The 14,714-nt window shown below is 36.2% G+C and carries 13 protein-coding genes; 3 read left to right on the top strand and 10 right to left on the bottom strand.

Annotation, left to right across the window (positions count from 1 at the left end; all coding sequences use genetic code 11):
* From BLV40_RS15945 to BLV40_RS15920, 6 genes are all read right to left on the bottom strand, one after another.
* On the bottom strand, positions 1 to 935 hold a 935-nt coding region (locus tag BLV40_RS15945; RefSeq protein WP_090691675.1), incomplete at its 3' end, for an IS4 family transposase.
* A gap of 531 nt (positions 936 to 1,466) precedes the next feature.
* A protein-coding gene (locus BLV40_RS15940; protein WP_090691672.1) for an IS3 family transposase occupies positions 1,467 to 3,028 on the bottom strand; the annotation gives its coding sequence in 2 pieces (ribosomal slippage) (positions 1,467 to 2,395 and positions 2,395 to 3,028; 1,563 coding nt in all).
* Positions 3,029 to 3,212: 184 nt separating this feature from the next.
* The gene (locus tag BLV40_RS15935; RefSeq protein ID WP_090691670.1) at positions 3,213 to 3,716 is read right to left on the bottom strand and encodes a DUF3995 domain-containing protein; all 504 of its coding nucleotides are present in this window, start codon (positions 3,714 to 3,716) and stop codon (positions 3,213 to 3,215) included.
* Positions 3,717 to 4,024: 308 nt separating this feature from the next.
* On the bottom strand, positions 4,025 to 4,531 hold the full coding sequence (locus BLV40_RS15930; protein WP_139265546.1) for a DUF1648 domain-containing protein: 507 nt from the start codon (positions 4,529 to 4,531) through the stop codon (positions 4,025 to 4,027).
* Between the two features lie 328 nt (positions 4,532 to 4,859).
* Positions 4,860 to 5,387 carry a DUF4352 domain-containing protein gene (locus tag BLV40_RS15925; protein WP_026590554.1) on the bottom strand — a complete coding sequence of 176 codons (528 nt, stop codon included), beginning with the start codon at positions 5,385 to 5,387 and terminating at the stop codon, positions 4,860 to 4,862.
* Positions 5,388 to 5,975: 588 nt separating this feature from the next.
* Positions 5,976 to 6,716, bottom strand: coding sequence for an SDR family NAD(P)-dependent oxidoreductase (locus BLV40_RS15920; protein WP_090691668.1), 741 nt, complete (start codon positions 6,714 to 6,716; stop codon positions 5,976 to 5,978).
* A 121-nt stretch (positions 6,717 to 6,837) separates the two neighbouring features.
* Here BLV40_RS15920 and BLV40_RS15915 point away from each other — a divergent pair, with 121 nt between their 5' ends.
* Positions 6,838 to 7,671 carry a LysR family transcriptional regulator gene (locus tag BLV40_RS15915; protein WP_090691665.1) on the top strand — a complete coding sequence of 278 codons (834 nt, stop codon included), beginning with the start codon at positions 6,838 to 6,840 and terminating at the stop codon, positions 7,669 to 7,671.
* Positions 7,672 to 7,825: 154 nt separating this feature from the next.
* Here BLV40_RS15915 and hemY read toward each other — a convergent pair whose 3' ends face one another.
* From hemY to BLV40_RS15895, 4 genes are all read right to left on the bottom strand, one after another.
* Positions 7,826 to 9,247: a protoporphyrinogen oxidase gene (hemY, locus tag BLV40_RS15910; protein WP_090691662.1), complete on the bottom strand. Its 1,422-nt coding sequence runs from the start codon at positions 9,245 to 9,247 to the stop codon at positions 7,826 to 7,828.
* Positions 9,248 to 9,271: 24 nt separating this feature from the next.
* Complete coding sequence (hemH, locus tag BLV40_RS15905; RefSeq protein WP_090691659.1) at positions 9,272 to 10,207, bottom strand: ferrochelatase; 936 nt, start codon at positions 10,205 to 10,207, stop codon at positions 9,272 to 9,274.
* A 14-nt stretch (positions 10,208 to 10,221) separates the two neighbouring features.
* Positions 10,222 to 11,268, bottom strand: coding sequence for a uroporphyrinogen decarboxylase (hemE, locus tag BLV40_RS15900; protein ID WP_090691656.1), 1,047 nt, complete (start codon positions 11,266 to 11,268; stop codon positions 10,222 to 10,224).
* 183 nt (positions 11,269 to 11,451) lie between these two features.
* Positions 11,452 to 13,569 carry a transglycosylase domain-containing protein gene (locus BLV40_RS15895; RefSeq protein ID WP_090691653.1) on the bottom strand — a complete coding sequence of 706 codons (2,118 nt, stop codon included), beginning with the start codon at positions 13,567 to 13,569 and terminating at the stop codon, positions 11,452 to 11,454.
* 130 nt (positions 13,570 to 13,699) lie between these two features.
* On the opposite strand from BLV40_RS15895, the gene BLV40_RS15890 reads away from it, so the two are divergent.
* The gene (locus tag BLV40_RS15890) at positions 13,700 to 14,173 is read left to right on the top strand and encodes an antibiotic biosynthesis monooxygenase family protein (RefSeq protein WP_090691651.1); all 474 of its coding nucleotides are present in this window, start codon (positions 13,700 to 13,702) and stop codon (positions 14,171 to 14,173) included.
* 106 nt (positions 14,174 to 14,279) lie between these two features.
* Positions 14,280 to 14,705, top strand: a complete 426-nt coding sequence (locus tag BLV40_RS15885) for a YhfM domain-containing protein (RefSeq protein ID WP_090691648.1) — start codon at positions 14,280 to 14,282, stop codon at positions 14,703 to 14,705.
* The last annotated feature ends 9 nt before the right edge of the window (positions 14,706 to 14,714 follow it).

Raw genomic sequence — 14,714 nt, 5'->3', positions numbered from 1 at the left:
GAATACTTCATTCCTTTCTTTTTTTCTCTTACAGTTTGATCTTGTAATCGTTTTTTTTGTTGTTCTTTTGTTAGTCGATGAACAATCACACGAGTTGAAACTTTATCAGTCATTCCTACATAAGCATCAGATATTTCGTATGTTTGCCCTGGATGAAGAGAATTCATTAATGCCTCCATATCTATCTGTTTATATTCTGTTTTCTTCTTTAGTTTTCCATTTTGATAATAATCAGGATTAGGATTTTTTTGATAAATACGTGTATTTGATTTAATACGAGAGATATAGTAAGCCTTTTTATCTTGTATATGTTGAAGATCTTTCAAATGAAAATAGCCTAAATCCCGAATACACAAATCATTTTCTTTCACGGTTGGAACACACAGAGAACCATAGGTTCGATCATGTTGTTTTCCTGGACCTGTATGAATATGTAAAAACTGTCCACTTAATAGATCATACTCCAATTGAATTTTTAATCCCGCTGTATGGCTGCATCCTCCAGCACCTGGATAAGCGCTTGAAAAGGAATCAGGTAGTTGAAATGCAGTTGAATCTAAAATACGAATACGTTTGAAAACAGAAGTATAGGGAGAAGAAAAAGATACAGATGAAGCTAATTTTTGGTTTAGTAGTTTGGCTAATATCTGTTGTAAAAAGTGAACGGCTTCCTGGTTAAATCGTTGATTCAGTCCCTCAGGACTGATAAGCACTTCGGTTGATGCTTCTAAACAGCTAGATAGCTGAGTTAAAGAAGTCGTAGCAACCTTTTGGCTCATCCACACACATACAGCGATTAAATCCTTTGCTTGGTACTTACTCATTCGCTGAACAAAACCAACATCTCTAGCAAGATTCTGTAAGGCATTTGGAGATAAAAACCTTTGAATCTCTTGAGCAAATAATTGTAATTCATCGGATATAGAAATAGACATACGAAAACGCCATCCTTTCCTATGATTTTACAAAAAGAATAGCGTATTTTTTCATTTTAGGGGGTATTTTGTTTTGTTAGCTTGATAGCGATGGGGTACCGCCAGCATTTTGGAAAAAAACCACGCTAAGAGCATGCAGGATTTTATACAATTTTTTGGATAACCCAGTAACAAACAAGAACTCTAAAACCGCACCAGAATAGGGATGTATAAAATCATGTATAGGATGATATAAAGAAAAAAGCGAAATCTACTGATCAAGTAAGGATTTCGCTTTTGATTTGCTACCGATAATGAGACGTTATGTTAACCGGCATGTATATTTATTCAATGTGGTTTTTTTCTTATTTAGATCTTGCCTTTTTGGTTTTCCCTTTACCATTGATACTTACCAATTATTTTGTAGCTTTGAAATAAATTTTGATTAAAAATACCTCACAAACCCATATTTTACGGTAAAGAAAAAGAATCCAGTTTGAAAATAGATGAACAGCTCCCTGTCAAGTAGACAGTGGAAATAATAAAAATACTTTAAGCGGCTTGAGCCCTATATTCCAATGGGCTTAAGCCGTTTAATCTTTCTTGGTAACGTTCGTTATTGTAAAACTGGATATAATCATCTATTGCTTGTTGTAATGCTTCAAATGTCTCATACTTATGTAGGTAATATTTTTCACATTTCAATGTTCCCCAAAATGATTCCATTGGTCCATTATCTATACATTTTCCTACACGGGACATACTATGAATCACGTTTGCTTTTTCTATTTTTCTCTTAAACCCATGTGATGTATATTGATACCCTCGATCACTATGAATCAATGGATGTTCATTCTCTTTTAATATAGTGATAGCTTGGTCCAATGTTTGAAATACCAATTTATTATTGTTTGAATGTCCCAATACATAACTAATAATAGAGCCATCATAAAGATCTAAAATGGCGCTTAAATATGTTTTCCTTCCGTTTCTTAATTTGAACTCTGTGACATCTGTTACCCATTTTTCATTAGGCTTGCTTGCAGTAAATTCACGATTGAGTCGATTTTCAGCGACATATTGTACAGATGAGGGAACATAACGCTTTCTTTTCCGACGAATCACAGACTGTAATCCAGCGATGTGCATTAAGCGATAAATGCGTTTATGGTTAAACTTTTTATGGTATCTTCTATTAATATTTAATTTCATTCTTCGATACCCATAAATGCCTCCTACTTGTTCATAAATAGCTTGAATATCTTGAAGAATTGCTTCATTTTCTAATTCTCTAGCTGTTGGCGTACGCTGTAGCCATTTATAATAGGCGGCACGAGATACACCGGCGATTTCACATAAAAGGATTACTGGCAGATTTTCGTTCGCATGTAAATCTTGAATGGCTCTATATTTATTTTGTAGACGAATACTAGTTAATGACGCCTCCTTTCGAGTTCCTCTAACTTTTTTAAAAAAGCATTTTCTGCACGCAATCGTTCATTTTCTTGTTCTAAACGTTTCATTTCTATCTTAAACTTTTCTTCCTCTGTTAATTCATATTCCTTTTTCTTTCGACCGCGTTTATCTTGTAGTGCTTCTTCACCATGTGCTTCAAACTTCTTGACCCATTGATATACCTGTTGATAAGAAACTTCATAGCCTTCGGCTGTGAGCTGATAGTTTTTCTGATGTTGTATACAGTAATTTACAATTTGAATTCGTTCTTCTAACGTTGTTTTTCTTCTACTTGTCATAGAGTTTGTCATTCCTTTACCGGTATCATTTAATTCTCTATGACTATTATACTTTTTAATCCATTTTCTCAAAACCGCAGTACTGGATACATTGTATTTTTGGATAACCTTGCTTAACGAGTAGTGTCCTGATAGATAATCATTGACGGCTGCTAACTTTAGCTCTTTTGAATAACACTTCCAAGAACTCGCTTCTTCTAGGCCGTCTTCACCATTCACTTCATACCTTCTCTTCCAATCTCTAATCGTCCCAGGATCAACAAAAAATTTAGCACTAATGTCAGCTATTGAATGATGACCATCTTTATAAAGAGCTAAAATAGCCAATTTTTCAGCTTTAGAATATTTCATTCGAGCCATAATAAATACTCCCCTTAGATAAACAGATTTTTATTTTTTATCTGTCTACCTAATGGGGAGCATATCAAGATTGATCAAAATGGATTCCACTTTTGAGATTGACTATTTATCTTTCATAAAAAAGTTTGATCACTTTTGTGATCTTTCCTCCGTTAAAACGCCCGTTTCTTGAATAACTATAGGTTTACCGCATATTTATCCCGTTCTGTTTTATTTTTTTCCCATTGTTGGAGGTATAAATATAAAGAAAAGCAAGAAGTCCATATAAAATTCCTCCTAACAAGAAAAACGGTTCAACAATTACTAATAGTAAAGAAAGTGATTCTGATTCCAACAAGCTTTGAATTATCCCTACACCACCGCGCAAACCCAAAACCACACACGCTCCCCATGCTGAAGTGAGCAACAACCAGGATGGAAACCTTCGTCCCCATGCTTGAACAAGTGCAAGTGCAGTAAATGCAGAAATTATACATAGGGCAATTGCAACCAGATTAATGATGAATAACACTTCGCCCATCGTCCTACCTTCAAATCCTAAAGTGCCTCCTGCAGCCCAATAAATGTGGATTAACCCGAATAGAGTCGACCAAACAAAAGCTGCATAACCAGTAAAAACCAACCACTTCTCGATTTTGTCCAGAGGATGACGATCATTATTGTTTTTGATTGTAATAACTCCTTTCATTATGAGGGATAACAGAAATCTTTTTGAATTACGTATAGTTTTATATATTGTTTCATTTTATAATTTATTATTATTAAATCCAATGAAAATTTTAAGAATATTATGATTTTATTTACACAATCAGTTACTACATAATATGGCTCGATTGCTGAATAAGAAAAAATCCTGCACATCAACATAGGATTTTGATCAAACTTTCTTACATATTATCAATCTTTATATTAAACGATCAGACTTTTTTCAAAATTATCAAACTTTATTTCAAATCAACATATTTTTTTCCCAATACCGTTTTAATGACAATAATATTATTTAATTTTTCGTTGCCTCATTATACCTATCACAATTGGGATACCCGTCCCGATAATTACGATAGGTATAAGTAATTTTCCAAAACCATTTCCCCACCCTAAAGCTATTGAGATTGACTCATACTGGATCAAAGCAAAGATAAATAAACAAATATTTTTTAGTTGATTAACCGCTTTTCGACTATTTAAATAAAACTTCTCAGCATTCGATTTATTAAATCTTCGTGGGTAGTTATGAACTTCGGGAAACTTTTCTAAAGCCTGCATTAAAAGAAGTATGAATACCCCGATACCCGGTAAAATTAAAAGTTCCCATTTTGTCCCCCAACGATCAACAACCCCAGCACCGTTATAATGTACCGGTACTTGCTTAGGTAAGTTTCCCCAAGTGATGATTAAAAAAATTATTGATAATAAAAAAGATGAATATCCAATGATATCCCAAATCCGTTCACTTTTTGTTTTTTGGATTTTTATTTTTGGTCGTTCCCATGATTTTTCCATGTTTTTACTCCCCCTTCTACGATATTTTTTATTTCTTTATCTCCACGTAGCTCTTTTCAAACTATATTTTATCATTTTTACCTGTTTTTGCTTTGTTCGGCTTGGCGAAAGCTAAAAACCAGCCGAATTTCGGAATGTAATGGAGAAAAACTTGCTACCTATAACGATAATTATGTAAATGAGCTATCCAAATGGATGGCTTATTTTATTTTTTTGCTTAGCGTGATTTTTTTCCGAAATGCTGGCGATACCCCATTAATTAGATATAGTATGTGAAATTTTAAAAGAAGACACTCAATTCGAGTGTCTTTTCTTTTTGTAGATAATATTATTGAAGATTTACTCGAACTTCTTCTTCTGATAAGGAAATTGGTTTGAAGATTAATTGAAGCTTAGGATCTCCTTGTTTTGATTCGAAAGCAATAGTTCCAGTTATTTTCCCATTTTGTGCAAGTTTTCCAAAATTCAATTGAGTATCTTGGTTAATCATAGTTAACGTTGGATCTACAATATTTCCTTCACTGTTTTGTAAACTGAAATCGTGAGCATTATAATGTATTTCTTCTTTGCCGCCGTTTTCTATAGTTACATTAGCGATTAAAAATTCATGACCCTCTTTAGGTTTATCGAATTCTCCACCTGGAGACTTTTCAACATTTGTAACAGTTAATTTGTGATTTCCAAGATTAATTGTTTCGCCAACTTTAAATTTTTTTTTCTCTTCTTTCTTTTCAGTTGTTTGTTCTGTTTTTGTATCATTTGATACTTTCTTGGCAGTTTCTTCTGTATCACTACATCCCGCTAGACTGATAGCAAGCGCTCCAGTTATAACGAGTGTACCCATCTTCTTATACATTTCGTTTCCTCCAATTATGTAAAATGTATGATTCCTGAACTATCATAACAAATATGGTTACAACTTTTTTGTCAGATTATGTCGAACATAAAAAAAAAGAGAGCATAAGCTCTCAGATGGAAAATGTTTCTTCTACAAAGGGTCACCATACATGCCCATCAACTTAAGAATTCAGAACTATCCCAAAACGAAAAAATGAGCTTTTTTATTACAAGTTAGGACAAAATCTCGTTCTGGGGGTAGTTGTATTTTCTTAGCTTGATAGCGATGTGGTGGTATCCCATAACCGAATCTATATTAACAAAAGGTGTTTTCACGTATAGAAAGCATCTTTTCAATCAACAACAAAGGGATCTTTAATGAACCAGAATGCCTTCGCTGTTATAAAGTGAAGCTTTAATCAGTGGGGGTTTTCTCCCTCCCCACTGATTATTAGTTAAACCAATCGAGCTTTTACGGACAGTGCATCTCCCACCTAACTTCCTTGCTTTCGCTGAATTTTGAAGTGGGAGTGTTACTGTCCGTTAATGCGGGATAAATCCAACTTTCTAGTAAGTCGATAATCTTACTGCACAATGCTCCGCAAGATTAAAGCGTCTGTCCATTATCAATTGTAAATATTTGTCCCGTAATAGATTCCTGGATTAATTGAAAAAGAATCGCCTCGGCAATATCATCTGGTGTTGAAATTCTTTGAAGTGGTAGGTTCCCCGCCAGTTGGTACATTTTCTCTTCATTACCTGCCCACCACCTTGTATCGACTGCACCAGGAGAAATACTATTTACTCTAATGTCAGGTGCTAATGCAATTGCGAGCGATTTTGTCATCGTATGAATGGCTGATTTTGTTGCGGCATATGGTACAGATGATCCTAATCCCGTTATCCCTGCAACGCTTCCCATATTCACAATCGCACCTGATTTTTTCTCCTTCATATAAGGAACAACAGCTTGTATACAATGAAACATCCCTTTCACGTTCACACTAAAAAGGTCATCCCACACTTGATCCGTTACAGACTCTAAATCATCCATAGGTATTTGAGCTGTTATACTCGCATTATTCACTAAACAATCGACTGTTCCAAAAAAATGAACAGTTTGAGATACCATATCCTCTACTTCTTCTTTTTTGGCTACATTTGCTTTCAAAGCCACCCCGGTACCTCCTCGCTGCTTTACTTCATTCACAGTTTCTAACGCTTCTTTTTCGGAACAGCTATAATTCACCACAACTTTCGCTCCTAAACTCGCTAATCTCAACGCAACAGCCTTTCCAATACCTGTGCCACCGCCTGTTATAATGACTACTTTATCTTTTATATTCATTTTAAAATCTCCTCACTGTATCTGATTTGATTTCATTTTATCTTCGTTCGTTTGAGGAGTATAATACTGAATAATGACTATGGTATCATTTTAAATAATACCTAGGTGGAGGGATCTATTCTTGGAAAGCCATGACTTATGGATTTTTAAGCATGTTGCAGAACTACAATCAATCTCTAGAGTTGCTGAAAAGTTGGGATATGTACAACCAAATATAAGTCAGCGAATTAAAAACTTAGAAGATGAACTCGGCGTAAAAATATTAAAGCGCAATAACAGAGGAGTAACATTAACGGAAGAAGGAAAAGTATTATTAGATTACACAAATGAAATTATGTCTTTAATGAATGAAGCGAAATCAAAAATAAACCCTGAGAAATGGAGAGATTCTTTAACACTTGGGGCATCTCAAACTATTTCTGCGGTGAAAGTACCTCAGCTATTTTCTTCTTTTTTGGAGTTACATACAAATATTGATATGAAGCTAAGAACGAATGATAACGCAAAGTTACAAGAAATGCTTTTGTATGGAGAACTTGATGGGATTTTTTTAAGCGGTGCATATAATGATTCACAATTCGAAAGTGTGTACAGTTATTTTGAAAATATTATACTCGTTTTACCAAAAGATACTCTGCCCGAAAATCAAACTTTACTTGTAAACAGTGATCCAAATTGTATATATAGAAAGAAACTATTAGATTATCGTCATATGAATAACTTTGACCAAAGGGCGATACTGGAATTTGATTCGCTTGAATCGATTATGCAAGCTGCTCACGATGGGCTTGGTATTACGATCGTACCTACTAATGTTGTATATAGCCGAAATAAGCCAAAAACAATTCATTATGAAGAACTGCCCGAGACAGTCGAAATTGATTTTGTGATTAAACGTAGAAAACAGCAACCGCAAGGCTTAAAGAAATTCATTCGTTTTTTGCGAGAGTTATAAGTGTAAAGCAAAAGCCCCTTCAGGTTTCTAGATATATTGATGACTGATGAGTAAAGTAATATATAGTAAATGAAAGTTTATCGGTGCAAACTCGAATATATCGTCACTTTGACAAACAACGACAAAAAACAGGAGCCTACTGGCTCCTGTTTTTTTATTGCGCAATTAATTCCGCTTCATCTATTTTTTCCAAATAAGACAGCACATGCTTTACCGCTGCCTCACCTTGATCGATACAATCTGGAAGGCCTGATCCGCCGTAAGAGCTACCAGCTAAATAAACGCCTGGTAATTCTTTATCCATAAATGTTTTTAACTTTGTCATACGTTCTTTATGTCCCACAGTATATTGCGGCATGGCATCTTTCCAGCGGCTGACAACCGTAAAGTCCGGCTCTGCTGTAATATCCATTGTTTTTTGTAAATCTTCTAATATAAAACGAACCATTTCTTCATCTGTTTGTTCGACAATTGCTTCATCACCAGGACGCCCCATATAGCAGCGAAGAAGCACTTGACCTTCCGGTGTTGTATGCGGCCATTTCTTATGTGTCCACGTACATGCTGTAATGGAAAAATCGCTATTTCGGGATACAACGAAGCCTGTACCATCAATATCACGCTTAATAGCTTCTTTTGGAAAGGCTAATGCAACATTAGCAACCGACGTCGATGGAACATTGCGGAAGAAACGAAACTCCTTATACTGTGCAAACATAGACGGCAATACTTTGTGAGATGCAGCAACCACAATAGAGTCCGCCTCAATTTCTTTTCCATTGCTCAGCGTAATCATATAACCATCGCCCATTTTTGCGACTTTTTCAATCCGAGTCCCCTTCACAATAGTTCCATCTTCTAGCTGCTCTTCTATTCTTTCTACAATAGATTGCAGCCCTGTTTTCAATGTTAAAAAGATCCCTTGCGGCGCTGCATCCCTTTCTTTCTTCGGAGCCAAATTACGCATACCGAGTGAAATACTACGATATTTCTGCTCTACTTGATAAAACTGCGGGAATGTCGCCATTAAGCTCATTTGATCAATATCTCCCGCATAAATCCCAGATAACAATGGTTCGATTAAATTTTCAACCACTTCATTTCCTAAACGTCGACGGAAAAATTGACCAAGTGATTGATCAGAAACAGGCTTTGAACGTGGTAATACAAAATCAAAACCTGCTCTTACTTTACCAATCGGAGAGAACAATCCTGAAAATAGAAAGGGCGTAATTTGCGTTGGAATTCCCATCATGGATCCACTCGGCATCTTATGTAATCGGTTGTTCACAAGAACAAATGACTGACCAGCTGCGTTGTTTACAAGCGCATATCCAAGGCCTAATTCTCTGGCTAACCTGGCTGCACTTTCTTTTCTTTCTAAGAAAGAATCTGGACCGCGCTCAATTGTAAATCCATCTTTTCGAACGGTTTGAATTTTGCCGCCAAGCCTACCCGACGCTTCTATTAGCAATGTATCAATCGGCAATCCTTTTTCGCGAACTTCTTTTTGTAAGTAATACGCTGTTGTTAAACCTGTAATTCCACCACCGATGATAACAACTTTCTTTTTCAAAATGGCTCCTCCTTTTCCATTGTCTCACGAAACTTCTGCTTGTTTCTTTAACACGACATCTGCTAAGCAAGAAATAAATGCATCTGATGCATTTGGCATTTCCGGACGATAATACTTCGCTCCAATTTCTTCTGTAACAATTTTACATTCAATATCATTGTCATACAACACTTCTAAATGTTCAGCTACAAATCCAACCGGTGCATATACAAATGAAGTGTAGCCGTATTTTTCATGTAGTTCCCTCGTTAAATCTTGTACATCTGGCCCGATCCATGGGTCCGGTGTATTGCCCGCACTTTGCCAACCGACCGCATAATTAGGAACTTCTGCACCACGTGCAATATAATCAGCTGTTTCATTTAACTGTTCTGGATAAGGATCACCTAAAGCGATGATTTTCTCTGGTAAACTATGCGCAGATACAATTAACACTGCTTTTTCAAGTTCTTCTTCTGTCATACTGCTATATACTTTTTTCACTTCATCTACCCAGTACTGGATAAATTTCGGTTCTTTATACCAGCTATCGATACCGTGAATTGTTAGATTTCCGAGTTTCTCTGCTTCTTCTTGTGCTCTGCCGACATATGATTTTACGCTGAACGTAGAATAATGTGGAGCAAGAACAAGGGCAATTGCTTCTTCAATCCCATCGTTATGCATAGCTTCTACAGCATCCTCAATGAAAGGTTCAATATGCTTTAATCCAAGATACATATGGAACTCTACGTTATCCTGCATCCCGTTTAAATGTTTTTCTAACTTTTTCGCTTGTTCTAATGTAATAGTAGCTAAAGGAGAAATACCACCAATTGCGCGGTAACGTTCTGTCAGGTCCTCTAACATTTCTGGACTTGGCTTTCGTCCTCTGCGAATATGTGTATAGTAACGTTCAATATCTTCTTCTTTATATGGTGTTCCGTATGCCATTACAAGCAAACCAATTTTCTTTTTCATACACCTATTCTCCTTTACTTCGCTAACTGTCCTTTAGAATACTCATGAATAAATGACGTCAAACGCTTTAATGTATCTGGATTTACTTCCGGGAATACACCGTGACCTAAGTTAAATACATAACCAGGTTGTTTCATCCCTTGATCTAAAATTGTTTTTACATGTTCTCTGATAACGTCCCATGGTGCAAGTAAGAATGAAGGATCCATATTACCTTGTACCGCTTTATGAATACCGCGGCCGCGCGCTTCTTCAATTGACAAGCGCCAATCAAGCCCAACTACATCAAGAGGTAAGTCATTCCATTCATTTGCTAAATGCCCTGCTCCAACGCCGTGCATGATCATCGGAACGTTCATTGTGCGAACTTCCGTGAAAATACGCTCCATTGCAGGTTTAATAAATGTGCGGTAATCTGCTACATTCACCGTTCCAACCCAAGAATCAAAAACTTGTACTGCTTTTGCTCCTGCTTTAATCTGTGCTTTCAAATATGTGATTACCATATCGGCAAGCTTATCCATTAAGGCAAACCAAGCTTTCGGCTCTGCATACATAAACGCCTTTGTTTTATGATAGTTACGAGAAGGTCCTCCTTCAATCATGTAACTCGCTAATGTAAATGGCGCCCCTGAAAAACCAATTAACGGAACATCTAACATCTCATTTGTTAATAAACAAATTGTATCTAATATGTATGGAACATCATCTTCTGGATGAATTTCACCAAGCTTCTCTACGTCTTGTAAAGAACGGATTGGATTATCAATAACCGGTCCAATTCCAGATTTAATTTCAACATCGACACCGATTGCTGGAAGTGGTGACATAATATCTTTATACAAAATCGCTGCGTCAACATTATATTGATCAACTGGAAGCTTTGTAACATATGCACATAGCTCCGGATTGTGTGTAATTTCAAATAAAGAATACTTCTCTTTTATTTTTCTATATTCAGGTTGTGAACGACCTGCTTGTCTCATATACCATGCTGGTACATATTCTGTTTGTTCCCCCATGCATGCTTTTAAAAATGTCTCATTTATAGTTCTTACCAAGACCCTGGCTCCCTTCCTTACCAATGCTTCTAGCGAATCCTATCCTACTTATTTATCTTTTTTTACTATACAGCTTGTAAAACAAAATGCATAACATTATATACGTTGTTCATGAAATTGACACAAACGTTCGTAAAACCGCTTACTATTTTCACAACATTCTTATTATATCACAAGCAAAAACTACGGTTTAGCTACTTTTGTCTTTTCACCTTCTCGATTTGTTTGTGAGTTATACGGAACAACATAAAAACTTGGTTTAGAGAATATGTTAATAAACTTTTCTTCGTACTCACCAATTCCCTTTACTGTTCCAACATGGGTATGGATTCCGTTCTCAACCTTATAGATTCGATAGATAACTCTTTTATCTTGAAGTGGTTTCCAGTTCAATTTCATCGTAAATAAACCAAACGGACTAAACGATAATTTCGCCTCTATATTTTCAATTTTACTTAAGCGGATTGGTGTTCCGATCGTTTCAACACCTTTTGGCTTCTTGAAATTTGAATCATCTTGTACGTTCGCCTTCGTTAAAATCTTTTTAAATAATTGTGTTGCAGACGCACTCTCATCATGCAGTTGATGCTCGTTATCCGTACGATCGTACCCAATCCAGACCGCTCCTACTAAACTCGGCGTGTATCCAACAAACCAAAAATCTCTAGCGCCTTCGCTTTGATTCGGAAGAGACGTTGTACCTGTTTTTCCTGCTAGTGCACCTTTATATTCTCCCGTTTTTGCCGTACCTTCTTTTACGACACCTTCTAGCATTTTTGTCATATACCATGCTGTTTGTTTTGAAAACACTTTCGTTTCGTTTTTCGGTGATTCTCCAATCACCTTTCCGTGTCGGTCGAGTACCTTTTCAATCACATGTGGCTCAATAATGTTTCCATTCGCTAAAAACGAACGGTACATCTTTACAAGTTCAAATGGAGAAACCCCTTCTTTCAGCCCGCCAAGTGCCGTGCTTAAACCAGATTCTGCAATATGAATATTCCCCTTCTCTAAATATTGCTTTCCTTCTTCTATCCCCATTTCATGTAATAAAGATACAGCTGGTACATTCGCTGACTCTAAGAGCGCATCGTACATTGTTACTTCTTTTGAATACCGATGATTATAATTTCTTGGTTCATATCCTTCAACAGAGACTCGTTCATTTGTTAATAAAGAATACGGATTATACTTTTTCGTTTCCAGCGCTGGTGCGTACACAATGAGCGGTTTTAAAACAGACCCTGGCTGTCTTTTCGCGAACACTCTATTAAACCCTCTTGGCACATACTCTCGTCCGCCAATCGCTGCTTTAATTCCTCCTGTCATATTATCCATTAATAAAAAGGCACCTTGTGCTCCACCCTCTTTTCCTGGAAAATTGCGTGCATCTTGAAATTGATCGTAAGCGACTTTTTGAATTTTTTCATCCATTGAAACAACAAATGTATAACCACCGCGCAGAACTTCTTGATGCGACAAACCATATAAACGTGCTGCCTCATCTACTACCATATCTACATAGGGCATATAAGCAAGTTCTCGCTCATTTAAATTTTTATAAAGCGCAATTGTTTTCCCTTGGTAGCGAACACTTTCCTCCGCTGATACATAGCCTTGTTTATGCATAAGTGACAATACTAAGTCACGGCGTTCCTTACTCTTTTTTGGATATAAGAACGGTGAATACCCGTTTGGTGCTTTCGGAAGACCCGCAAGCATCGCTCCTTCTTCAACCGTCAACTCCTCTACATTTTTATTAAAATACAATTTTGCTGCTGCTTGAATTCCGTAGGCACCATGACCAAAATAAATATGATTCATATACATTTCGAGAAGTTGCCCCTTCGTATATTTTTGTTCTAATTTAAGTGCGATTGCCACTTCTTTTAATTTACGTGTAAATGTTTTTTCATGAGTTAAAAAAACATTTTTAACAAGTTGCTGCGTAATGGTACTACCGCCCTCGACTTTTTCTCTCGCTAAAATATCTTTATACAATGCGCGAAACACAGAAGGATAGTCAATCCCATGATGGTCATAAAACCGAGCATCCTCTACAGCGATAAATGCTTGTTGTACATGTTTCGGAACTTGTTCAATCGATACAAGATCTCTATTTTCTACATATAATTTTGTAATTTCTTTTCCTTGTTGATCAACAATACGTGATGAAGAGTGGAAAACCAGCTGCTTTTCATCCATCATATAACCACCAGCTAACACAATGAGTTTATAGAATACAATTGCGACTACAAACACCGCCACGCCGCCCATTAAGGTCCACATTATTTTCTTCATTCATCGTCCTTCTTTCCAAATGATGGTACATTTATTATTTGAAAAAGAATAATCTTTATGTATATAATCTTCGAAGTTTTTGGCAAGAGTTGCTATAATGAAAGCAAAATCATTAAGGGGGGCATTATAAATGAAAGCAATCATTTCATACGAAACACCTCTAGAACAACCACATTTCACTGCAAAGAATGATGAAAAAAATATGTTTTATAAAGAAAATACAGAAGAAACTGTAGAAGGTTCACTTAGCTATGACGTGCTAGACGCAGTCGGAGAATTTAAAGGACAACCTGGCTTTATTGTTTGTAACAACATTTCTGTTACAGATGAAGGCCGTCCTGTCTTTGAACATCGTTTCAAAAGCCGCGCAGGTCTTATTGAAAACGAACCCGGTTTCCAAGCAATCCGCGTTCTTCGCCCATTAAGTAACGATACATATGTCATTATGACAATGTGGGAAACGGAGCAAAACTTTAAAGATTGGACGGAATCACGTTCTTTCGAAAATGCACATAAAAAACGCCCTGCACAAGCAAGTGCAGAGCCGCAAAAAAGTATTTTTTCAAGACCATCTTTTGTGACAACGTTTGATGTGTTAGCGTAAAAAATACCCTTATCCTTTTCAAAGGTGCAAACAACATCAGCAGAAGACGAAATCCCAATGATTTCGTCTTTTTCATTATATTTGTAGAGTAAAGGGGGGATTGGATATGAAATTCACAAAGTATTTTCTCCTTTTGTTCGCACTGATTTTATTAGTGATGACAGGTTGTTCAATCGGCATAGAAAACGAAAAACAGAATATAAAAGTTCAACAATGTATCGGTAACAAAAATAACTATGAAGATTTCAATGAAATTACGAATAATGGGCAAGTTCGTAAAGTGAAAAAAATATTAGATAAAGCTGATTGGGAAAATGTAAAAGTAGATATGACACGTCCTGCTGATTACCGTTTCATATTTCAATTTAAAAATCCTAAAATAGAAGCAAAAGCTGTTTTATATAAACTTTGGATCAGTCCCAATAAAGATAAAGTAGAAGTTGTAAGAGGTGGTCGTGAGTACGTTCAACTCAGTAATGAAGATTCATCCTCCCTATTTGAGATTTTAATAGGAGAAAAGCTTGGGAGATAACCCAAGCTC

It is taken from the genome of Bacillus sp. 166amftsu (assembly GCF_900107445.1).
GTDB classification, from domain to species: Bacteria; Bacillota; Bacilli; order Bacillales; family Bacillaceae_G; genus Bacillus_A; species Bacillus_A arachidis.
Note: the sequence above shows the minus strand (reverse complement) of the source record. Positions and strands in the feature narration are given on the sequence as shown.

Coding starts and splice junctions, on each gene's coding strand:
- BLV40_RS15890 (WP_090691651.1), top strand. CDS start 13,700: ATGAAAGCAATCATTTCATACGAAACACCTCTAGAACAACCACATTTC.
- BLV40_RS15935 (WP_090691670.1), bottom strand. CDS start 3,716: ATGAAAGGAGTTATTACAATCAAAAACAATAATGATCGTCATCCTCTG.
- BLV40_RS15925 (WP_026590554.1), bottom strand. CDS start 5,387: ATGTATAAGAAGATGGGTACACTCGTTATAACTGGAGCGCTTGCTATC.
- BLV40_RS15885 (WP_090691648.1), top strand. CDS start 14,280: ATGAAATTCACAAAGTATTTTCTCCTTTTGTTCGCACTGATTTTATTA.
- BLV40_RS15895 (WP_090691653.1), bottom strand. CDS start 13,569: ATGAAGAAAATAATGTGGACCTTAATGGGCGGCGTGGCGGTGTTTGTA.
- hemH (WP_090691659.1), bottom strand. CDS start 10,207: ATGAAAAAGAAAATTGGTTTGCTTGTAATGGCATACGGAACACCATAT.
- BLV40_RS15920 (WP_090691668.1), bottom strand. CDS start 6,716: ATGAATATAAAAGATAAAGTAGTCATTATAACAGGCGGTGGCACAGGT.
- BLV40_RS15930 (WP_139265546.1), bottom strand. CDS start 4,531: ATGGAAAAATCATGGGAACGACCAAAAATAAAAATCCAAAAAACAAAA.